General features: G+C 63.4%; 24 protein-coding genes. 8 read left to right on the top strand and 16 right to left on the bottom strand.

The features are described 5' to 3' along the window. Position 1 precedes the first annotated feature (1 nt). The 4 genes from ACVJ5M_RS08225 to ACVJ5M_RS08210 all read left to right on the top strand — a co-directional run bounded on the left by ACVJ5M_RS08225 (position 2) and on the right by ACVJ5M_RS08210 (position 4,259). Positions 2-1,039 carry a thermonuclease family protein gene (locus tag ACVJ5M_RS08225; RefSeq protein ID WP_231143851.1) on the top strand — a complete coding sequence of 346 codons (1,038 nt, stop codon included), beginning with the start codon at positions 2-4 and terminating at the stop codon, positions 1,037-1,039. A 356-nt stretch (positions 1,040-1,395) separates the two neighbouring features. Beyond that, positions 1,396-2,928: a tyrosinase family protein gene (locus tag ACVJ5M_RS08220; protein WP_247316142.1), complete on the top strand. Its 1,533-nt coding sequence runs from the start codon at positions 1,396-1,398 to the stop codon at positions 2,926-2,928. Positions 2,929-2,937: 9 nt separating this feature from the next. Next, complete coding sequence (locus ACVJ5M_RS08215; RefSeq protein WP_063980901.1) at positions 2,938-3,717, top strand: DUF2182 domain-containing protein; 780 nt, start codon at positions 2,938-2,940, stop codon at positions 3,715-3,717. A 188-nt stretch (positions 3,718-3,905) separates the two neighbouring features. Beyond that, positions 3,906-4,259, top strand: a complete 354-nt coding sequence (locus ACVJ5M_RS08210; protein ID WP_063980900.1) for a hypothetical protein — start codon at positions 3,906-3,908, stop codon at positions 4,257-4,259. A 10-nt stretch (positions 4,260-4,269) separates the two neighbouring features. On the opposite strand, the gene ACVJ5M_RS08205 is transcribed toward ACVJ5M_RS08210, so the two are convergent. The 13 genes from ACVJ5M_RS08205 to ACVJ5M_RS08145 all read right to left on the bottom strand — a co-directional run bounded on the left by ACVJ5M_RS08205 (position 4,270) and on the right by ACVJ5M_RS08145 (position 14,824). After that, a complete protein-coding gene (locus tag ACVJ5M_RS08205) occupies positions 4,270-4,707 on the bottom strand; it encodes a VirK family protein (RefSeq protein WP_084794956.1) in 438 nt (145 codons plus the stop codon). A gap of 75 nt (positions 4,708-4,782) precedes the next feature. Then, positions 4,783-5,094, bottom strand: coding sequence for a chorismate mutase (locus tag ACVJ5M_RS08200; RefSeq protein ID WP_354099844.1), 312 nt, complete (start codon positions 5,092-5,094; stop codon positions 4,783-4,785). Continuing rightward, entirely contained in the window at positions 5,091-5,780 is a 690-nt protein-coding gene (gene ureG, locus ACVJ5M_RS08195; protein ID WP_063980898.1) for an urease accessory protein UreG, read from the bottom strand. Before ureG ends, ACVJ5M_RS08200 begins: the two co-directional genes overlap by 4 nt. Then, positions 5,777-6,475 carry an urease accessory protein UreF gene (locus ACVJ5M_RS08190; RefSeq protein WP_063980897.1) on the bottom strand — a complete coding sequence of 233 codons (699 nt, stop codon included), beginning with the start codon at positions 6,473-6,475 and terminating at the stop codon, positions 5,777-5,779. Before ACVJ5M_RS08190 ends, ureG begins: the two co-directional genes overlap by 4 nt. A 23-nt stretch (positions 6,476-6,498) precedes the next feature. Then, positions 6,499-8,202: an urease subunit alpha gene (gene ureC, locus ACVJ5M_RS08185; RefSeq protein WP_231143845.1), complete on the bottom strand. Its 1,704-nt coding sequence runs from the start codon at positions 8,200-8,202 to the stop codon at positions 6,499-6,501. A gap of 12 nt (positions 8,203-8,214) precedes the next feature. Then, positions 8,215-8,553, bottom strand: a complete 339-nt coding sequence (locus ACVJ5M_RS08180) for an urease subunit beta (RefSeq protein WP_063980895.1) — start codon at positions 8,551-8,553, stop codon at positions 8,215-8,217. After that, positions 8,550-9,128, bottom strand: a complete 579-nt coding sequence (locus tag ACVJ5M_RS08175) for a HupE/UreJ family protein (RefSeq protein WP_063980894.1) — start codon at positions 9,126-9,128, stop codon at positions 8,550-8,552. The genes ACVJ5M_RS08180 and ACVJ5M_RS08175 overlap by 4 nt, the downstream gene beginning before the upstream one ends. A 6-nt stretch (positions 9,129-9,134) precedes the next feature. Continuing rightward, positions 9,135-9,437, bottom strand: a complete 303-nt coding sequence (locus ACVJ5M_RS08170) for an urease subunit gamma (RefSeq protein WP_028148889.1) — start codon at positions 9,435-9,437, stop codon at positions 9,135-9,137. A 26-nt stretch (positions 9,438-9,463) separates the two neighbouring features. Then, on the bottom strand, positions 9,464-10,255 hold the full coding sequence (locus tag ACVJ5M_RS08165) for an urease accessory protein UreD (protein WP_084794955.1): 792 nt from the start codon (positions 10,253-10,255) through the stop codon (positions 9,464-9,466). 231 nt (positions 10,256-10,486) lie between these two features. Next, on the bottom strand, positions 10,487-11,761 hold the full coding sequence (locus ACVJ5M_RS08160) for a beta-propeller fold lactonase family protein (RefSeq protein ID WP_063980893.1): 1,275 nt from the start codon (positions 11,759-11,761) through the stop codon (positions 10,487-10,489). A 62-nt stretch (positions 11,762-11,823) separates the two neighbouring features. After that, a complete protein-coding gene (locus ACVJ5M_RS08155) occupies positions 11,824-12,405 on the bottom strand; it encodes a cytochrome P460 family protein (protein ID WP_063980892.1) in 582 nt (193 codons plus the stop codon). A gap of 24 nt (positions 12,406-12,429) precedes the next feature. Further along, on the bottom strand, positions 12,430-13,038 hold the full coding sequence (locus ACVJ5M_RS08150) for a cytochrome P460 family protein (RefSeq protein ID WP_063980891.1): 609 nt from the start codon (positions 13,036-13,038) through the stop codon (positions 12,430-12,432). Between the two features lie 247 nt (positions 13,039-13,285). After that, positions 13,286-14,824 (bottom strand): amidase, encoded by a 1,539-nt coding sequence (locus tag ACVJ5M_RS08145; RefSeq protein ID WP_063986067.1) that lies wholly within the window; start codon positions 14,822-14,824, stop codon positions 13,286-13,288. 222 nt (positions 14,825-15,046) lie between these two features. On the opposite strand from ACVJ5M_RS08145, the gene ACVJ5M_RS08140 reads away from it, so the two are divergent. Genes ACVJ5M_RS08140 through ACVJ5M_RS08125 form a run of 4 tightly spaced genes read left to right on the top strand, consistent with a single transcriptional unit; the run spans position 15,047 to position 16,943 of the window. Continuing rightward, a complete protein-coding gene (locus ACVJ5M_RS08140) occupies positions 15,047-15,664 on the top strand; it encodes a sulfite oxidase-like oxidoreductase (RefSeq protein WP_063980890.1) in 618 nt (205 codons plus the stop codon). Beyond that, a complete protein-coding gene (locus tag ACVJ5M_RS08135) occupies positions 15,651-16,412 on the top strand; it encodes a ferredoxin reductase (protein WP_063980889.1) in 762 nt (253 codons plus the stop codon). Before ACVJ5M_RS08140 ends, ACVJ5M_RS08135 begins: the two co-directional genes overlap by 14 nt. A 5-nt stretch (positions 16,413-16,417) precedes the next feature. After that, on the top strand, positions 16,418-16,684 hold the full coding sequence (locus tag ACVJ5M_RS08130; RefSeq protein ID WP_224517587.1) for a DUF6510 family protein: 267 nt from the start codon (positions 16,418-16,420) through the stop codon (positions 16,682-16,684). After that, entirely contained in the window at positions 16,650-16,943 is a 294-nt protein-coding gene (locus tag ACVJ5M_RS08125; RefSeq protein WP_187387914.1) for a hypothetical protein, read from the top strand. The genes ACVJ5M_RS08130 and ACVJ5M_RS08125 overlap by 35 nt, the downstream gene beginning before the upstream one ends. A 29-nt stretch (positions 16,944-16,972) precedes the next feature. Here ACVJ5M_RS08125 and ACVJ5M_RS08120 read toward each other — a convergent pair whose 3' ends face one another. From ACVJ5M_RS08120 to ACVJ5M_RS08110, 3 genes are all read right to left on the bottom strand, one after another. Beyond that, positions 16,973-17,383, bottom strand: coding sequence for a DUF2000 family protein (locus tag ACVJ5M_RS08120; protein ID WP_063980886.1), 411 nt, complete (start codon positions 17,381-17,383; stop codon positions 16,973-16,975). Between the two features lie 123 nt (positions 17,384-17,506). Continuing rightward, a complete protein-coding gene (locus ACVJ5M_RS08115) occupies positions 17,507-18,277 on the bottom strand; it encodes an SDR family oxidoreductase (RefSeq protein ID WP_063980885.1) in 771 nt (256 codons plus the stop codon). Between the two features lie 32 nt (positions 18,278-18,309). Further along, positions 18,310-19,200 (bottom strand): zinc-binding dehydrogenase, encoded by an 891-nt coding sequence (locus ACVJ5M_RS08110; protein ID WP_354099843.1) that lies wholly within the window; start codon positions 19,198-19,200, stop codon positions 18,310-18,312. Positions 19,201-19,207: the final 7 nt, after the last annotated feature.

The raw sequence follows: 19,207 nt of genomic DNA, 5'->3' as shown, positions 1-19,207 counted from the left end.
GATGCCCGTTGGACTGCTAGAGGTCTTAGGCACCATCGATGTCGGCCAGTTCTGGCCGGAGGGCCGGTCGGACGCCGACACCACCAAGGTCGTGGTGAATGTCGCCCCAGACGCGATCCGCTTCCGCAAGAACGACTCGGTGCCTTTCCAGCCGACCCACGTCTTCGAGGGCGCCAAGGTCAAGGGCCGGACCGCGACGGCGCCGATCAAGAACGGCAAGCTCACCATTCGCCTTCAGGGCATCGACGCGCCGGAGCTGCATTATCAGCCCTCGCCGCTCTCGGCCGCCGAGAAGAAGGGCCTGAGCGACGCCAAGCGGCAGGCCTATCACGAGGTCACACACCCCTACCGGCAGTTTCTTGGCGCGACGACGAGCAAGGCGCTGCATGACTTCCTCAGCAGCGCCGGCGAGCCCACGCTCGCCTGCCGGGTGTTCACCCATGTCGATGCGCCGAACGAGGTGTTCGACACCTATGGCCGGCTGGTCGGCGACATCGAGGTGACGGTCGCCGGCAAGACCATCGACATCAATCACTGGCTGGTCGAGCAGGGCTTTGCCTATCCAACCTTCTACTCTTCGATGAACGACGACGAGATCAAGGCCTTCCTCGCGCTCGCGAAGCCCGCACGCGCGCAGAAGCTGCCGGTCTGGAAGCATCTCGCCAAGACGATTCCCGCCTTCGACTTCGACCTGCGCGAACCCAGGAAGAACGAGACCGACGTGCTCGCGACCGACAAGGGCCCCGTGATCCTGCCGAAGCTCTATCGCCGCTACACCAACTGGTCGGCGCGCAAGAAGGCGAAGGTGACGAGCCAGACCTTCCAGAAATTCTTGGGCGAAGGCTCCGGCGGCAAGCCCGACACCTGCTACGAGATCGACGACTTCCTGACCAACGGCGTGCACTCGGCCACGCCGCGCAATTTTGCCGACTTCGTCGAGGGCGGCAAGACGATCAAGTTTCAGCCGGAGGGGCTGGTGTTCGGCGAGGCGCCGTCGAGTCTCGTGGGGGCGGACGGCAAGCCGATCACGACGTTCTGAGGATGCGCGCGCGGCCGACCGGGATCAACGGCGTTTTGTCGCAGATTGCTGCCGGCCGTGAGCTCGCACGTTCATGCGCCGCTATTCTCCTGTCGTTGCAGGCATTTCCGGCGGCCGAGCCTGGCCGATCAAGGACCGCTCGCGCTAACGGTTAGAATTCGCTACTACACAACCATAGATTTTTCGTCTATTTTCCTGGCCGCGGCGATTGCAGGGCGTCCTCGGTCGAAGTCCGAGTGACCCAAGATGCCGGCTCTCAAGGCGAGCTGGTGGATGAGAGGAAGATCAATCCGGCGGAGCCGCCTGCCCGTTCTCTCGGCCGGCCGGCGCCGCAGTCAAGCGACAAGGAGAACGGCATGCTGGTTCGACAGAACGTGTGGGAGCTTGGCGGCGACTGGGCGGATCCGATTCTCTGGTACGCGCGCGCGGTTGGCGCATTGAGGCCGAAGCCGCTCAACGATCGAACCAGCTGGCGCTTCTGGGCCGGCATGCACGGCTATCATCAGGGCCTGTGGGAGTTCTACGGCTACAAGGCGCCTGCCGAGCAAGTTCCTGCCCAGGCCGACTTCGACGAGTTCTGGCAGCAATGTCAGCACGGCAGCTGGTATTTTCTGCCATGGCACCGCGGCTATCTGATCGGGTTTGAGAAGCTCATTCGCTCGACCGTCGTGACGCTCGGTGGGCCGCCTGACTGGACCTTGCCTTACTGGAACTACTTCAAACCCGGTCAGGATGGCTTGCCGCCGGCATTCGGCAGCCCGGACTGGCCGGACGGCACCGGCAACAATCCCCTCTTCATTGAACAGCGGTGGGGACCCGGCGATCCCTCGCAGCCCGGCAAGGTCTTCGTCCCGCTCGACGCCGTGAACCTGGACGCGATGGACGTTCACGAGTTCACCGGTGTGGCAAGTGGCGGCGACCGCGGCTTCGGTGGCATCGACACCGGCTTCGAGCACGGCGGCACCAAGCATGGCGACATCGAAAGTCAACCGCACGACCAGGTTCACGGCCTTGTCGGCGGCGAGAAGATGTTCCCGGAGGCGAGCACGAGGCCATTGCCGGGACTGATGTCGTCACCGGTGACGGCCGGCCTGGATCCCATCTTCTGGCTGCACCACGCGAATATCGATCGGCTGTGGCAAAGCTGGAGGCAGAGCGATTCCCAGAACACGGATCCGGAAGAAGCCAGCTGGAAGAAGGGACCTGCCAGCCTCGGCCAGCATAAATTTGTCGTTCCTCTCCCCGACGGCTCGCCGTGGGAGTACACGCCGGAACAGATGTCGGACTTTGCCGGGGTGGGCTATACTTACAGCGATTTCTCGCCGGCAGGCGCGCCGTTGGCGGCCGTCGCCGGCAGGACAGCGACATCATCCGGAGCGGTCGCGATGGCGAGATCGACTGGAGCAACAGTTGAGGTGCTTGGCGCCAATGCCCAATCGCTTCCCGTCGCAGGGAAAGGTGCCGAGACCTCCGTGCAACTCGATGCGCGTACGCATACGAAAGTTGCCGCCAGGCTGGCTGCCGGCCCCGCGCCCGGGGCGCGCGCGGAGCAGGTCTTTCTCAATCTGGAGAATGTGCGCGGATATTCCGACGCCACCGTGCTGCAGGTCTATCTGCAGTTTGCGGGGAAGGACGGCGCGCCGTCCTTCGAGCGGCAGGTCGGGAGCATCGGGCTCTTCGGCATCACCAAGGCGACGGAGAGCGATACCGGGCACGCGGGAGACGGCTTGTCGTACGCGCTGAACATCACCAAGCCCTATTCGGAGTTCGCCGGTTCGGGCACTGCCGATCTCGCAAAGGTCGGCGTTCGTCTCCAGGCCGTCGCGCCGGTGCAGCAGTCGGCCGACGTGAGTGTCGGCCGCATCAGCATCGTCCGACAGGGCGATTGACGGCCGCTCATGACGCCCGCGGCCTACGAGCGTCTGCAAATCCGTATTCCGCTCACCGTCGCGGCAGCCGCCGCGTGGGCGGCCGTCGTGGCGTTGTCGGACCAGCGCAGGCTCGTCGCCTTCTGCAACAGCGATGTCTGGCCGGCACTGTCGCTCGATCAGCTCGCCCTTGCCATGACGTTCTATTCGCCGACAACACTCACCGGCGAATGGATGCTGATGGTAGCGGCGATGATGACGCCGATGCTCGCGGGCGCTCTTGGGCACGTGCGTGCGCGAAGCCTGCCGCGTCGACGCATGCGGTCGATGGCGCTCTTCATGATCGGATACTGGTCCATCTGGGCTGCCTGTGGCGTTCCCATCGTACTGGCCGTGCTGGCGCTGCAACTGATGCAATCATCATCGATCGTCACGATCGCATTGGCGGGATCGCTCGTCCTAGTCTGGCAATTCTCCCCCGTGAAACAGATCTGCCTGAACCACTGCCACGACCAGCCGCCGCTGGCGGCGTATGGGATCAGGGCCGACCTGGCTGCTCTCGGATATGGCGTCACCCAGGGTATCTGGTGTTGCGGAGCCTGCTGGGCGCTGATGCTCGTTCCGTTGGCGACGCAAGGCGGGCATTTGGCGGCGATGGCCGCGACCAGTGCATTCCTGATTGCCGAGCGCCTGGACAAACCGCGGCGCCCGGCGTGGGAGGTGCGATGGCCATCGACCGCTGCCAGGCTGCTATGGTTCAGGCTCGGCCTTTGGCGACGCACGGAGAGCGCCGGAGTGAAGGCAACCTGATCGGTGCCGACGGCACGCGCGACGACGCGATTCGCGCAGGCGACCGGGCAAACTTTGCCGGCGACACCGCCGCACCGGCAATTTTTTCAAGCTGCCGATGAGCGCGAGCCCGGAAACATCGGGAAATCCAACGAAAACATCTGGCACGCACGTTGCTTGCCCTTCGCGATCGTCTCGAGGGGCCGAACATGCAAGTCACGCCAGGAGCATCAATCTTCGGCTACCAGCCTGCAAAAGCCGGCTCAACGACCGGTGCATCGAAGCCGCCGGTGACCGACAATGGTGGGCCCTCGCAAGCCAACGAAGATGGCGCATCGGGCGACAGCAGCGTCGTGCAGGAATTCCTGAAATACGCGAAGATGAATCCCTTCGACCGTATGCGGGCTGCCATTCTGAAGAGCATGAATCTCAGCGAGGCCGACCTCGCCAACATGACCCCGGACCAGAAAGCGGCGGTGGAGCAGAAGATCCGGGACGCCATCGAAAAGCAGCTGGAGAAGAAGGGCCAGCAGCCCGGCAGCCTGGTCGACCAGTCCGCGTAACGACCGCGCATCACCAGTGGAATGTCGCGCCTTTTCCAATCTCGCAATCGAATGCCGTATCCTTGAGAACGGCGTCATTGACGGCATCCAGGACCATCGTGCGCGCCTCGATCCTGCCGTTTGGGTGCACCCTGAACGACAGGAATTCCCTGACCGCCTTGTCCGGTCTCACCGTGAAATGGGTCGTTGCGAAAGCGATCGTCCCGTCAGGCTGGATCATGTATCCGTCAAACCGCATGCTGGCCTTGACCGGAGGTCCCGCCGCGCCCGTGCCGTGAACTTGACAGGCTGAAAGGTCGACGAGCATGCGAAATTCCTTGCCATCGACGATCGCCTTGTTCAGCGCCGCATAGTCGGCGTTTCCGGGTTCGTCCGCGATCGCGGGGTGCGTCCAGAAGCTCGCTACGATCGCCAGAGCGGCGGCGCAGCTGCGCAGATCATTCGACAAATGTGGCTCCCAGGGATGGCGGCTCTCGGCTGGACCTCGTTTCGCCGGAGCAGGCTTGCGATGATATTCGTCGCTCTAGCCGGCTCCCGACTCGAACTTCACCGCCTCATGATTGGTGATGACTTCTCGAACGACCAGGGCATGCAGCTTCCGGGTAAAATCCGGATCGAGCCCGCTCTGTGCGGCGAGGATGCGAAGCCGTTTCAATTGCCCCGCTTCACGTCTGGGATCCCGGGATTCCAGTCCATGCCTGGCCTTGAGCTCTCCGATCGCGTCCGTACAGCGAAAGCGCTCTGCGAGCAGGTGCACCATCGCCGCATCCAGATTGTCGATGCTGCGGCGCAGCCTGGCCAGATCGCCGGCAAACTCCTGGTCATCATCCGTCATCGATCGGCACCTCCAGACAGCGCCGCGGCGGACAACCCGCCCTTCTGCAGAATGAAGCCCGCAATCTCATCGACACCTTGGCCACTCTTCAGATTGGAGAAGATGAACGGTCGCGCGCCTCGCATCCGCCGCGCGTCCGCTTCCATGATCTCCAGATTCGCGCCCACCATGGGAGCCAGATCGATCTTGTTGATCACCAGCAGATCGGATCGCATGATCCCCGGCCCTCCCTTGCGCGGGATCTTCTCTCCGGCGGCGACGTCGATGACGTAGACGGTCAGGTCCGCAAGCTCCGGGCTGAAGGTGGCGGCGAGATTGTCGCCACCCGACTCGACGAAGCAAAGCTCCGCGTCCGGAAACTTCAGGTTCATGTCGTGGATCGCCGCCAGGTTCATCGAGGCGTCCTCCCGTATGGCCGTATGCGGACAGCCACCCGTCTCCACCCCCATGATGCGCTCCGCCGCCAATGCCTGCGCGCGGGTCAGAATGAGCTGATCCTCCTTGGTGTAGATGTCGTTGGTGATGACGTAGATCTCATAGAAATCGCGCAGGTGCTTGCACAGCGCCTCGACCAGCGCCGTCTTTCCGGAACCGACCGGACCGCCGATTCCGACGCGCAGCGGCCCGTTGGTTGCCGCAATGCCGGGTGTGCGGAGAGACCTGCTCTCGTGTTCAATCGTCTTCATGACCGAAACAACCTCGTATATTGGAGCTCGTGTGCGATGGACGCGAGCTCAACCATCAGGCCCGCCGAACCGAGATCGTCGACCGTCTCACGGCTTGCGACTTCACTGCGCGACAGGATCGGCAGCTCGAGCGCCGCGATGGCAAGCTGACCGTCGGTCTGACCGAGAGGCACCAATCGCACGCCCGCGCTCACCAGATTGGCGACATAGCTGTGCAGGAATGCCGGCAGCGCGATGTCGACGGCAATCCGCTCGCGCGCCGCTCGCGCTCCGAGCAGGACGGCCAGCACCGGCGGACATTTCGGATCTGAGAAGATGTCCAGAATTCGATCCGGCCAGACACTGCGAAGGGTCGTAAGGCACGCAGACGATTGCTGGGCGGATTCGAGCACGAATTCGGATGTGCCGCGGGAAGCGGCTGCGAGTTCGGCCAGATCCGGGAGCTGGTCCTCGGCGCCCTCGGCCACGCATCGGTAGGCTTCGCTGAAGAAGATGGCTTCGTTCCGGCCCGAGCCGTAGCAAAGGTCGGCCTCGAGCCAATCGATCAGGCTGCGCCGATCGGAGACATAGCCGGCCTCCACCGCCCACTCCAGTCCGTGCGAGTAGCTGTAGGCCCCGTTCGGGAACGACGGCGAGAGCCAGCTCTGCAGCCTCAGGAACGCCAGCGCCGTATGTCCATAACTCTGGTCTGTCATCGCACCACCATGCCGGCAACGCGTCAGTACATGAAATAGCGCTGCGCCATCGGGACCACATTCACCGGCGGACACGTGAGCAGCCGTCCGTCGGCCCGCACCTCGTAGGTTTCGGCATCGACCTCCATGCGGGGCAGCGCGTCGTTGAGGATCATGGAATGCTTGCCGATCGATCGCGTGTTCGAGACCGGCAGGAGTTGCTTGGCCAGGCCCAATTGTCTCGTCGTTTCGAGCGAGGCCTGACTGACGAAGGTCACAGAATTTCTGCCGGGAGAACGGCCGAAGGCACCGAACATCGGCCGGTAATATTCCGGCTGAGGCGTCGGTATCGACGCATTGGGGTCGCCCATGATCGCGGCGACGATCATGCCGGATTTCAAGACCATGTCGGGCTTGATCCCGAAGAACGCCGGATCCCAGACGACGATGTCCGCGAGCTTCCCGACCTCGACCGAACCGACATGGCGTGACATTCCCTGCACGATGGCCGGATTGATCGTGTATTTTGCGACGTAGCGCCGCGCCCTGAAATTATCGTTCTGCCCGGTCTCCTCCGGCAACCGCCCGAACTGCTTCTTCATCTTGTCGGCGGTCTGCCACGTCCGCGTGATCACCTCGCCGACGCGCCCCATCGCCTGGCTATCCGACGACACGATCGAGAACGCGCCGAGATCGTGCAGGATATCCTCTGCGGCAATCGTCTCCTTTCGGATGCGGCTTTCCGCGAAGGCGACATCCTCCGGAATGCGACGGTCCAGATGGTGGGTCACCATCAGCATGTCGAGTGCTTCGTCGAGCGTGTTCGCGGTGTAGGGACGCGTCGGATTTGTCGAGGCCGGAATGACGTTGCTCTCGCCGCAGACCTTGATGATATCAGGCGCGTGCCCGCCGCCGGCCCCTTCCGTATGGGCCGCATGGATCGTCCTGCCCTTGAACGCGGCGATCGTGCGCTCGACGAACCCGCCTTCGTTCAGGGAATCGGTGTGGATCATGACTTGCACGTCCATGTCGTCCGCGACAGAGAGGCAGCAGTCGATCGATGCGGGCGTTGCGCCCCAGTCCTCGTGCAGCTTCAGGCCACACGCGCCGGCTTCGATCTGCTCGACCAGGCCCGCGGGTAGGCTCGCATTGCCCTTGCCGAAAATGCCGAAGTTCATCGGGAACCCATCCAGCGCCTCGAGCATCCGATGGATGTGCCATGGCCCCGGCGTACAGGTCGTCGCCGTCGTCCCAGCGGCAGGTCCGGTGCCGCCACCCATCATGGTCGTGACGCCCGAGAAAAGCGCCTCGTCGATCTGCTGAGGGCAGATGAAATGAATGTGCGTATCCATTCCGCCGGCGGTGATGATCTTGCCCTCGCCCGCGATGATTTCCGTCCCCGGCCCAATGATGATCGATACACCCGGCTGTACGTCGGGATTGCCCGCCTTGCCGATGGCGGCAATGAGCCCGTCCCTGATCGCGATGTCGGCCTTGACGATTCCCCAGTGATCGAGGATCAGCGCATTGGTAATGACCGTATCGACCGCGCCCTGCGCGCGCGTGAGCTGCGATTGTCCCATGCCGTCGCGAATGACCTTGCCGCCGCCGAACTTGACCTCCTCGCCATAGATGGTGAGGTCCCTCTCGGGCTCGATGAACAGGTCAGTATCCGCCAGGCGCACCCTGTCGCCGACCGTGGGGCCGAACATCTGCGCATAGGCAGCGCGGCTCATCGTGTGGGACATGTCTTCCTGACCTTATTCGTTGGCGCCGGACGCATCGTTTCCTGATTCCAGAGGTCCCATCACGCCGCCGCTGAAGCCGTAGATGCGCCGCGCTCCGGCAAACGGGATCAATGAGACCTCGCGCGACTGACCCGGCTCGAATCGCACGGCCGTCCCGGCCGGGATATCGAGGCGGCACCCACGGGCAAGGGATCGATCGAACGCGAGTACGGCGTTCACTTCGGCGAAGTGATAATGGCTGCCCACCTGGACCGGCCGGTCGCCGGTGTTGGCTACGGCAATCGATGGTCCGGTCCGGTCCCCGTTCAGGACGATGTCGCCGTCAGCCGGAATGACCTCCCCGGGAATCATGCCACGCCTCCAAGCAGCAGCAGCCCGACAAGGCCAGCGCATACGCCCGCCGCGCGAAGCAAGCTTCGTCTGGTCGCGTTTCCTCCTGAGAACCCGATGACCATGCCGGTCAGGAGAAGAGCGGCGGTCGCCGTCGTGAAGCCGATCACATAGGGGACAAGCATCGCGGCGGCTTCAGTTCCGTGGGCGTGACCATGGAAGAACGCGAACAGGCCGACGGCCGCCGCGCCCAGCATGACGGGCATCCTGAATTCGAACGCAACGAACGCTGCCAGCGCCACCACCGAGAGGCTGATCGCCGCCTCCACAAATCCCAGCTCAAGTCCTGCGCTTGCCGCGGCGAAGCCGCCCAGCATCGCGATCAGAAAGGTCAGCGGCCACACGGCTCTCGCGGATCCGCCCACGAGCGCGCTCCACGTTCCCACCAACGTGACCGCAATCAGATGATCGGCGCCGCTGAACGGATGGACGAGACCGGCGTCGAACGAACTGCCCGCGCCCGGAATGGGATGAGCGAAGGCCGGCGCCGCAAGCAGGCTCAACGCAGCGACGCAAATCGGGATGATGCGCATCATCGGCTCCTATCGGATCGGGTTGTGCACCGGGACAAGCTTGGTCCCGTCCGGAAACGTTGCCTCGACCTGGATCTCGCGGATCATTTCCGGGATGCCCTCCATGACCTGGTCGCGGCGCAGCAGCCGGCCACCTTCGGACATCAGATCCGCGACCGATCGTCCGTCGCGGGCGCCTTCCATGATGGCATCCGAAATCAATGCGATGCTTTCGGGATAATTCAGCTTGACGCCTCGCGCGAGCCGGCCGCGCGCAACGATCGCGGCGAGGGCTATCATCAGCTTGTCTCGTTCCCGTGGCGTCAGATTCAAGATGCTCCTCCCACCTGGCCGCGCTGCTAACAGGACCACATCTTCGGCACTCCGAAGGGACCGGATCCGAGCTCATGGTCGAGTTGATCGAGGAAGCGGCGCAGACCTCGCCTGAGGTCCACGCTTGCAATCGCGGCGACCCGGACCACGATGATCGCGCCCACGATCGTGACGCCGCACGCGCATTCCAGCGAAGCACCGATCTCGCGCAATCTCTCGAGCCGGGCCTCGAGACCCGGACCGAAATAGATCATTGTCGCGATCGCCTTCCAGTTCGAGAGCAGCGCCGTCTTCCGAAGCTGCGGGAGCGCCTGGTCTGAGGCGAGGAAGCCATCCGCCCACACCAGACGGCCGTCGACCCTGACGCGCCAACTGTCCAGGATATGTCCGGCAAGAACCTCCTCGCCGCTTTCGATGCGGCCAAGAACCAGCCACTCGAGGGCAATCAATTCGGTACCCGAGTTCACATCGATCTCGGTCTGCCGCGCGATGCGCGCCTGGTTGAAGACGATCGTCTCTTGCGGAAGCCACGCAAGCCGGGCATTTCCCTCAGCCCTTAACCGCGTCCGGATTCGCGCAGGCCGATCCAGCGCCCGATAGACCTTCTCCGCGGCCTGCGTGGTCACCGCGACCGACGCATTCCCTTGAGCGACCACCTCGATCCTGATCTCGTCGCCGCCTGCGACACCGCCCGAGGTATTGATGAGGACCGCCTCCTTGCGCCGACGATCGTCGACATTCGGGAAGGCAACGGCCATCGGAAACTTCTGATAGACGTTGATGATCTCCGTGCCGTTTGCGGCGCCGGAGAACACCACGCGAGCTTCCCCGGCAGCGCGCTGCAGATCGAATTTTTCCGTGGCGCTCTGCCCTTCTCCCGGTTGGCCGGGATGAGCCGCGGATGTCCCGCGAGAGCGCTCGTGAATTGCTTCAAACATCCGTCTCGGGGCTCATGATTGACCGTGTGTGTCTCGCATATCGGCGAGGGAGAGGCCGGGCGTGGAACGGCAATGCCGACCACGCCCGGACCTCATGTCGCGAAACCGGGATCAGAAACCCGCAAGACCCTGGGAGCCGTTGTACGGGATCTTGACGCTGCCGATCTCCTTCAGCGAACCGTCCGGCTGGGTGCTGTAGCTGACCAGCTTCGAGGCGTTGCCGTAGATCTGATAGAGATAGGCGCCGTCCGGCGAGATCCAGCTATCGCTGGGACCGCTCGTCACGGTCCCGTTCAATCCCCTCGCGGTGCCGTCGCCGGGAACCTTCGGGCACGCCGGATCGCACGCAATCTCCAGGCCGCCACCATTGATGCGGTAGCTGCTGATGTTGCTGTAGCCGAAGTTCGTTGCGTAGATCGTGCGATCATCGGGAGCGACGGCCAGCCAGCACAGCTCGGACGGCAGGCCCGCGCTGGTGTCGATCTTGACGAGCGGGCCGATCTTGATCGAGCCGTTCTTCTCGATGGTGCAGATGGAGCATCCGTCGCCGACGGCATAGCCGATCACGAACGTATTCGGACGCTGATTCAGGAACGCGATGTAGAACGGAGAACCGCCCTTCGCATCGTAGAACCTGGCCGTGCCGAGCGAGCCGTCCTTTTGCAGGGCGAACACGGCAAGGCCGTCCGGATCCGGTGCATTCGACGCAATCGAGTGCAACGCGCCGCCGGCGCGCTGGACCCAGAGAATCGGCGAGCCGTCGGGATACAAGCCGGTGAGCGCGATCGGCTCATCGAAAGTGGTGCCGACAAGCACGAGCTCCTCGTTGGGCGAGACCACGACCATGGTGGAGACACGGTTCCGCTTGCTGTACGTATTCACCGTGTATCGCTCGGGCCGCGTCTTGAGCATGCCTTCGGCATCGACCGACATCAGCCGAAGATGATCCGGTCCGAACGCGTGCAGCACGAAGAGGGTGCGCGTCGACGGAGCGAAAGCCAGCGATTTGGCCGTGCCACTCCTGCCCTCGACCGGGTTGCCGGTCGACTTCACGTCGAGCAGCGTGAGACGACCGTCGCTCTCCAGGCGGAAGCTCGAAACGGAATTGTCTCCGCCATTGGTCGCAAACAGAAAGCGCCGATCGGATGTAATGATGACGCTTCCTGCACCCTCGTAAGAGTTGGGCGCGCTGTCCTGGCCGCTGATCGGCTTGAATTCACCGGAGCCGGCGCCGCCCGTCTTGATACGCGCGACCTCGGCCAGCTTGCCGTCCGCCTGCCGCGTGTAGTGAATAATGGCGTTATCGATCTCATTGGTCTGGATATAGAGATGGCCAGTCTGCCCCTTCGACATTCCCATCTCGCTCGCCGTCGCTTCTTTAGCCATCTCTCGCTCCTTTGATGATTGGCTTTGGTAAATCGAATGACTTTCGGTGACCTGCACCATTGCTATGGCTTCAGCGGAGGGTATCCATCGACGTAAACCCAGTCGGACGCCCGCACGGGTACATGGCACGCCTGGCATTGCGCCCTGTAATTCGTCGTCGTCGTTTTCGAGTGATCGCCCGCGTCGAACCAGGACCATCCCCAGCCGTCGCCCCACAACGCGCTCTCCGGGTGACGGTTCGCGGTGTCCTTCACCATGACGAACCATCCCTTCAAAGCATCGGCGCGGCTGACGGTACCGGTCGTCATTTCAGAGGTTGCCGCCTTGAACACTTCCTTGACCAGCACCGCACCGTCCGGGAAGCGCTTGTCCTTCCGATAGGCGTCGATCACTCCGGGCGAGGCGTACACGACGTGAAGCTCCTTCGAGCCGTGAGTGTCGTCTGCCGCAATCGCCCAGCTTCCGAGGAGCTGATAGGTCGTACGATAGTCATCGGGCACGTGCAGATGCCCGTCGCGGTCGGCGACACTCGCACCGGTCGAAACGCCATCCGCCGCGTTCGCCGGCAGCTGTGACTGCCTGACCGCGGCCGCGATCCCGAGGATCACGACGACGGCGACACAGGCGGCTTTGAGGATTTTCATGCCGATCTTCCGCCGATTACGCGGTCACCGCGCGTCCTTGTTGTCCAGCAGCGGATAGAACTGGGTCCAGACCTCATCCTTCTTGGCGTTGGCGATATGGCAGTAGGCGCACTCGTCCTTCGACTTCACCTTGGCCGTCGGCGCCTTCGGTTCGTGGTGATTGAAGTTGAAATAGCCCCACCCGTTGGTGTCGGCGAAGCGCTTCGAATCCTTGACGGTCACGTCGGCGCCGTTCCACTTGCCCGGGAAGTAGCCCCGTCCCGACGCTTCCGTTCGCGAGCCGTCGGCGTTCTCCTGCGGCAACGTCAGCTGCAGCTCCTTGAACAGGATCGTCCCTTCGGGGAATTCGCTGGTCTTCTTGTAGATCGCGTACGAGCCCGGCTCGATATAGACGTTGTGGAATTCCGGGAAGTTCGCCTGTCCGCCGTTGAGGGCGTTCGGCGTCAGCGGCGAGCCGACATAGACCCACTCGTGGAAATTCTTCGGCAGGAGCAACTGCCCGTCCGCGGTGTATTCCGGCAGATAGCGCGTATTGCTCTGGGCATTGCTATCCCTAAGCGATCCGAAGAACAGAATCGTTGCGACCGCACTGCCTACGATGACCGCCGCTGCTGCCTGGACTCCCACGCGCATTGTCTTCTCCCGCGACTGCGGCCGAACGCGCGAGGCGCCGGCACAATTGACCTGTCGAGAGATGACTTAGCCAGTCGCGGAGGATCCTGCGCGCTGGGGATTGCTTCCGCTTTGGCCATCTTGATGCATTCCGTGCCGAACCTGCGATCGGTGAAGAGGTTGACGCTGCGGAAGCAGGACGCGCGGCCCCAATCGGCGCCGCGATCGCGGCGCGGACGGCCATGGAAGCGACCGAGAGGGTGCAAGGTCAGCGGGTGAGGTCTGAAAGCGGGGCTGTTCTCAGGGGGCGCTCGCGGCAGATCCGGTAGTTGTCCTGCCAGGGACGAAGCCGCTCGAAAGCCGCGCTCGCCGCCAGCACGTCGAAGTCGGCGTTTCGCCGACCTATGATCTGCATCCCGACCGGAAGCCCGTCGGACAGACCTGCTGGAATTGAGGCTGCCGGATGGCCCGTAAAGTTGACGAAGTAGGTCAGGGCCCATCCGATCAGAGGATCTATCTCGACACCATTGATCGACTTCGGCCCAGCCGTGTTGCCGTCGCTGGCGTTGTCGACCGGCGGGCACGCGACGGTCGGCGTGACCAATAGATCGAATCTTTCAAGGACGTTCTGGAAGGCATCGTAGACCTCCGACCGGACAGCCTGGTCGCGGAAGAAATCGAGCCCCGACACGCGATTGGTCTTCTCGACCCAATCCATGTATTCAGGCGGAAAGTCGTCGCGATGCTTGCCGAACAGATCGATGCCGTCGCGCTTCATGTTCTCGATCGCCTGCAGGTTCAGAAGCATGTAGAGACGCGACCAGACGTCGCTCAGCTCCCGTTGCGAGCGAACGATGCCGAGCTTCACTTCCTCCACATGAGCGCCGGCTTCCTCGAACGCCTGTACCGCGCGGCGGACCGTCGCCGCGACTTTTCCGTCGACCGGAAAGACGTCCAGATCCGGACTATAGGCAATCTTGAGGCCACGGATCGAACGACGGGTCGCCGCGGTGAAGTCGACGGGCGGCTCGATCAGGCTGAAGGGATCTCGCGGATCAGGGCCGGCAAGTACGTTCAACGCAATTGCGGCATCTTCGACCGTCCGCGTGATGGGCCCTTCGAACAGGAACGGAGAGTCGGCCACGCCGAACGCGTTGGGACGCACGAGGAACGGCACGCGTCCGAACGACGCCTTGTAGCCATAGACCCCACACCAGGCCGATGGGATTCGTATCGAGCCGCCGGCATCCGTGCCTTCTGCAATGGGTAGCAGTCCATCGGCGACCGCCGCGGCGCTTCCTCCGGATGAGCCGCCCGTGTTCTTGGCAAGATTGAACGGGTTGCGCGTGGGACCAAACAGGTAGTTGTCGCAGGTGCCCCGGAATCCCATGAGAGGGCTGTTGGTCTTGCCGAGGAACACGGCCCCCCCACGCTTCTCCATGCGCTCGCAGAACACGCAGTAACCGTTCACGACGTGGTGCTTGAGCGCGCGGATGCCGCCCAGGCTCGCAGGCCAGCCCGGCTTGAAGTCGAACAGATCCTTGAGCGCCGACGGAATGCCGTGCAGTGGGCCCCACGACTCGCCTGCGACCAACGCGCGCTCGGCCTCTTTCGCCCTCGTGCGGGCGCCGTCGAAATCGAGATAAACCAGCGCATTCAGGCTCGGGTTGCGCGCTTCGATGCGCCGGATGAACGCATCGACCACGTCAACCGGCGACAGATCACGTCGCCGGATGCGAGCTGCCAGTTCGTGCGCGGTGAGGTAAGCGAGTTCGTCGGAATGCAAGGACCGGCTCACGCTCGACATCGTCTCCTCCTTCTGAACCACTTCAGGACGAAGCCGCATTTGACATTGAAACAGTTCTTGCCTGCGCAGCCGTGATTGCTTCGTCTTTCGCAATCTTGATGCATTCACCGCGACGGCCATCGACAAGGCATCGATCAGGGTTCATGTGCGCTGACGTGGGCTGCAGGTTACGCCGACGCGCGTTGGCACATCCCGCGCGTCACCGCACAAGGGCACGCTTCCATGGACCGACCTCCCGTTTCTCGCGGCTTCAAATCCAGGCGACAGGCACCCGAAGCCGCCCGGCTGCCGCCGGGTCAGTATCTGACGACCGACTTCCCGGTGCTGTCCGCCGGACCCACGCCGGATATCCGTGTCGCCGACTGGAAGATTGCGCTTCAACTCGGCGGATCGTTGCTGGGGAAATGGACCTGGGACGAATTCGAGGCACTGCCCCAGACCACGATCGCGGTCGACATTCACTGCGTCACCAAATGGACCAAGCTCAGCACGGTCTGGCAGGGCGTCAGCTTCGACGACCTTCTCAAGGTGGTCGGGCTGAGCGAGCCGCCGAACGCCTATGTCATGGCGCATTGCGACGGCGGATACACGACGAACCTTCCGGTGACCGACCTGGTCGCGGGAAAGGCGATGATCGCGACCCGCTATGAGGGCCTGCCGCTCGCCCCGGCGCACGGCGGCCCCGCGCGACTCCTGGTGCCGCATCTCTACTTCTGGAAGAGCGCAAAGTGGCTGCGAAGGCTCCGCTTCATGCCCAAGGACGAGCCCGGGTTCTGGGAATCGCGTGGTTATCACAATTATGGCGATCCCTGGCGGGAGCAGCGCTATGACGGCGACTGATGCGCCTCTGCAGCAGCCCAGCATCGCGTGGCAGACCGGTCGCGTGCAGGCCATCGTGACTGAGACAAGCCGGGTGAAGAGCATCATCCTGCAGCCGGCCAACTGGTCCGGGCACTGGCCCGGCCAGCACGTCGACATCCGTCTCACCGCCGATGACGGCTATCAGGCCGAACGAAGTTACTCGATCGCATCGCCTCCGGAAGAAAAGCTGCTCGCTCTCACCGTGGAACGGGTCGAGGACGGTGAGGTGTCGTCCTATCTCCTCGACGAATTGCAGGTTGGTGATGCTCTCGAATTTCGGGGGCCCATTGGGCTGCATTTCATCTGGAGTCAAACGCGCGGTGGACCGATTTGCCTGGTCGCGGGCGGTACCGGGATTACGCCTTTGATGGCCATGTTGCGCCACCGCAGGAGGTCGCTCGCACGCATACCGGCATCATTGATCTATTCGGCACGCAGCCTTGCCGAAATCGTGTATCGGGATGAACTCGCTACGATGGCTCGCGGCGATCGCGACCTCCGCCTGGTCTATGCGCTCACCCGCGAGCATCCGAGCGACTGGAACGGACATCGGGGACGGGTCAACGAGGCGCTGCTCGCAGAGAACAGCTTTACGCGCGAGCAGAATCCCACGTTCTTCATTTGCGGTCCCACCGGGTTTGTCGAGGGCATCTCGAGCATGCTCGTGAAGCTCGGCTTCGACCCTCTCGCCATAAGAACCGAGCGTTTCGGGCCAACAGGAGCATGATCGCCATGGCAGACAACATCGCCGACCTCATTCTTGGCGGTGACCCCGGCACACATTTGCTTCAAGAAGCCTTTGCCTTTGACATCACCCTGACGAAGATCCGGTGCGCGGCATGCAACACCGTGTCCTGCCTTGGCTCTCTCGCCGTCGACGGCGGGCCGCTGGAGGCGCTCGTCAAATGCGCCGATTGCGGAAGCGATCTGATGAAGGCGACGCGCACTCAGAGGGGATGTGTCCTTGAAATGCACGGTGCCCGGCACCTGTACTTCTGAATGCCGCGCCCGATCGCCCGCCAAGCCCCGAAATCAAAGACCCGCCATGCACGGTGAAGACATCCACCTCGCTGAAATCGAGCGCCAGATTGCCGCCACGGCGGCGAAGCTTCGCGAGCTGATTGAACAGTCGGCCTCACATGTCGCCGCGATGAGCGAAGAGCTCGTCGGCCAGCGAATTGACGATCAGGCCGCGCGGCTCGAGATTCTGATCAGGCGCCGCGACGAGCTCCTCAGAGCCAGATCTGGCGAAGACTGAAAAGGACGGCCGGGGCAGATCGGGAAGCGTCAGCCGTGAAATTTCAACCCGTCGACGATCTTGTCGATCACCTTGCGCTCGGCGCGCATCGAAATTCCAACCAGATTCAGGTCTGTGCGGGAAACGGCCTTCACGACCTCGCGGTTGGCGGCGTCGTGAGCGGTCCTGAACATGTCCTCGGTATAGAGCCCCGGCGTCACTCCGCGCGTCAGTGCGCGATCGAGCGCGCGAGATAGCGCCGCGCGGTCGGCGCCATAGATCAGGATGGGCTGGCCGATCAACGGCAGATATTTCGTCCCGGAGCCGTCTTCGTAGGGGTCGCCGATGCAGGCCGGAAAAGCCGCCGCGATCCCGCTGGCGAGGAAAGAGGCCACGTTCAGCTTCTGCCACGGCTCAAGGTCGGTGCGGACCACGACCGCGATCTTGGTGTCAAACTGCATGACGGTTTTGCCGCTATTCCTCAGCGCTCGCGAAGAGCGAAAGAGCCCTTACTCCATGCTTGCGCGCATCGAACGCTTTTGCAAGTGGGCCACTTCCGCGGACGGCCTTCGGGTGAAAACCGATTATATCGATTTCACCTCGCCGCCGTCCATCCGCAATGCCGAGCCGGTCATCCAGCGCGCGCCGGGCGATACGAGGAACGCCATCAACTCGGCAATCTCTTCCGGCTCACCGTAACGCGCGATCCCGGCGTCCTTGGGAAACTTCGCCGTGGCTTCCTCGACGGTCATGTTGTGCAGGGGCGCCCAGTGCTCGAGGTAGGAGCGGCGGCGGCCCGTCATCACCGGCCCCGGCAGGACGCTGTTGACCTGGACGCCATCGCTGATTCCCTTGTCGGAGAACGCCTTTGCCAAGGCGACGATTGCAGCGTTGATGGTGCCGACCGCGGCATAGGGCGCCTTGGGGAAAGAGGCCGAGTTTCCCGACATCAACACCACCGCCCCCTGCGCGGCCATGAGCGACGGCCAGGCGGCGATCGTGAGCCGCCGGGCGCCATGCAGCTTCAACGCCAGTCCGGCGTCCCACTGTGCTTCCGTCGTCTCGAACAGATCGACCTGAGGTACCGCGCCTGCGATATTGAGCAGGGCATCGATCCGGCCGAACGCCGCCAAGGTCTGGTCGACGACAGATTGAGCGGCACGAGGTTCGGCCAGATCGGCATCGATCACCAGCACCCCGGCGCCGGCGGCCCGGACCGCCCTTGCGGTGTCCTCGAGATTGGCGCGGTTTCGCGCGACCAGGGCAAGCGCCGAGAAATCGCGCGCCAGGCGTACCGCGGTCGCCCGGCCGATTCCCTGGCTCGCCCCCGTCACGATGGCGACTGATTTCGACATATGAACCCTCCCGAATACCAAGCTTGCAAATATCAGTCGCGAACAACGACCATCTTTCCGACTGCCTCGTTCGCCTCCATGACGCGATGCGCCTCGCGAATCTCGTCGAAGCGAAAGACCCGCGCCGGCTTGACGTCCAGCCGGCCGGCCGCCGCATCGGCGGCGATTTCCCGCAGCGGCACGTCGGAGAGCGGGAACCCGGGCGTGCCGAACACGAAGCTGCCGAAGAAGGTCAGGTAGACGCCGCTCGGCATCTGCAGCAGCGGGTTGAAATCCGGAATCGGATCAAGCCCGCCGAGCCAGCCGGCGAGACAGGAGCGGCCGCCGCGGCGAAGCATGGCGAGAGTGTCGAGCACGACGCTGTTGCCGACGAGGTCCAAGACTGCGTCGACCTGCTTCGCCTCGGGCAGATGCTTCGAGAGATCGCGCCGTTCGATTTCGCAGCGCGCGGCTCCGAGCTTCTCCAGCAGGGCAAAGCGTTCCCGGCTGCGCGTCGTCGCGATGACCCGCGCGCCGGCATTGACCGCAAGCTTGAGTGCGGCCTGACCGAACGAGGACGTCGCTCCGCGAATGACGAGAACCTGACCTTTCGCGAGATCGAGATTTCGGAAGAGACAGGTCCATGCCGTCGCGAAGGTTTCGGGGATCGCTGCGAGCTCGGCCCAGGGCAAATCCGCATCGATCGATGCGACGTTCGAGACCGGCGCACGCGTGTATTCGGCGTAGCTGCCGTTGATGGTTCGACCGAGACCGCCCATCAATGCGGCCACCTTGGCGCCCACCGGAAATTCTCCGCCCGGGCACGACTTGCGGAATCCCTTGACCTCGATGACGGCATGACCGAGCTGCGGCTCCGGCTCCGGAACGTCTCGATAGACGAGGCTGTCCAAGCCACCGAATTTTTCAAGAACGATGGCGCGCATGATGGCT

It is taken from the genome of Bradyrhizobium sp. S3.7.6 (assembly GCF_054061875.1).
Note: the sequence above shows the minus strand (reverse complement) of the source record. Positions and strands in the feature narration are given on the sequence as shown.

What these genes read in the sequence shown, in the direction of transcription:
- ACVJ5M_RS08190 (WP_063980897.1), bottom strand. Translation starts at nt 6,475, where the DNA reads ATGACAGACCAGAGTTATGGACATACGGCGCTGGCGTTCCTGAGGCTG.
- ACVJ5M_RS08140 (WP_063980890.1), top strand. Translation starts at nt 15,047, where the DNA reads ATGGACCGACCTCCCGTTTCTCGCGGCTTCAAATCCAGGCGACAGGCA.
- ACVJ5M_RS08180 (WP_063980895.1), bottom strand. Translation starts at nt 8,553, where the DNA reads ATGATTCCCGGGGAGGTCATTCCGGCTGACGGCGACATCGTCCTGAAC.
- ACVJ5M_RS08225 (WP_231143851.1), top strand. Translation starts at nt 2, where the DNA reads ATGCCCGTTGGACTGCTAGAGGTCTTAGGCACCATCGATGTCGGCCAG.
- ACVJ5M_RS08210 (WP_063980900.1), top strand. Translation starts at nt 3,906, where the DNA reads ATGCAAGTCACGCCAGGAGCATCAATCTTCGGCTACCAGCCTGCAAAA.
- ACVJ5M_RS08160 (WP_063980893.1), bottom strand. Translation starts at nt 11,761, where the DNA reads ATGGCTAAAGAAGCGACGGCGAGCGAGATGGGAATGTCGAAGGGGCAG.
- ACVJ5M_RS08215 (WP_063980901.1), top strand. Translation starts at nt 2,938, where the DNA reads ATGACGCCCGCGGCCTACGAGCGTCTGCAAATCCGTATTCCGCTCACC.
- ACVJ5M_RS08115 (WP_063980885.1), bottom strand. Translation starts at nt 18,277, where the DNA reads ATGTCGAAATCAGTCGCCATCGTGACGGGGGCGAGCCAGGGAATCGGC.
- ACVJ5M_RS08150 (WP_063980891.1), bottom strand. Translation starts at nt 13,038, where the DNA reads ATGCGCGTGGGAGTCCAGGCAGCAGCGGCGGTCATCGTAGGCAGTGCG.
- ureG (WP_063980898.1), bottom strand. Translation starts at nt 5,780, where the DNA reads ATGAAGACGATTGAACACGAGAGCAGGTCTCTCCGCACACCCGGCATT.
- ACVJ5M_RS08145 (WP_063986067.1), bottom strand. Translation starts at nt 14,824, where the DNA reads ATGTCGAGCGTGAGCCGGTCCTTGCATTCCGACGAACTCGCTTACCTC.
- ACVJ5M_RS08200 (WP_354099844.1), bottom strand. Translation starts at nt 5,094, where the DNA reads ATGACGGATGATGACCAGGAGTTTGCCGGCGATCTGGCCAGGCTGCGC.
- ACVJ5M_RS08110 (WP_354099843.1), bottom strand. Translation starts at nt 19,200, where the DNA reads ATGCGCGCCATCGTTCTTGAAAAATTCGGTGGCTTGGACAGCCTCGTC.
- ureC (WP_231143845.1), bottom strand. Translation starts at nt 8,202, where the DNA reads ATGTCCCACACGATGAGCCGCGCTGCCTATGCGCAGATGTTCGGCCCC.
- ACVJ5M_RS08135 (WP_063980889.1), top strand. Translation starts at nt 15,651, where the DNA reads ATGACGGCGACTGATGCGCCTCTGCAGCAGCCCAGCATCGCGTGGCAG.
- ACVJ5M_RS08120 (WP_063980886.1), bottom strand. Translation starts at nt 17,383, where the DNA reads ATGCAGTTTGACACCAAGATCGCGGTCGTGGTCCGCACCGACCTTGAG.
- ACVJ5M_RS08130 (WP_224517587.1), top strand. Translation starts at nt 16,418, where the DNA reads ATGGCAGACAACATCGCCGACCTCATTCTTGGCGGTGACCCCGGCACA.
- ACVJ5M_RS08155 (WP_063980892.1), bottom strand. Translation starts at nt 12,405, where the DNA reads ATGAAAATCCTCAAAGCCGCCTGTGTCGCCGTCGTCGTGATCCTCGGG.
- ACVJ5M_RS08220 (WP_247316142.1), top strand. Translation starts at nt 1,396, where the DNA reads ATGCTGGTTCGACAGAACGTGTGGGAGCTTGGCGGCGACTGGGCGGAT.
- ACVJ5M_RS08175 (WP_063980894.1), bottom strand. Translation starts at nt 9,128, where the DNA reads ATGATGCGCATCATCCCGATTTGCGTCGCTGCGTTGAGCCTGCTTGCG.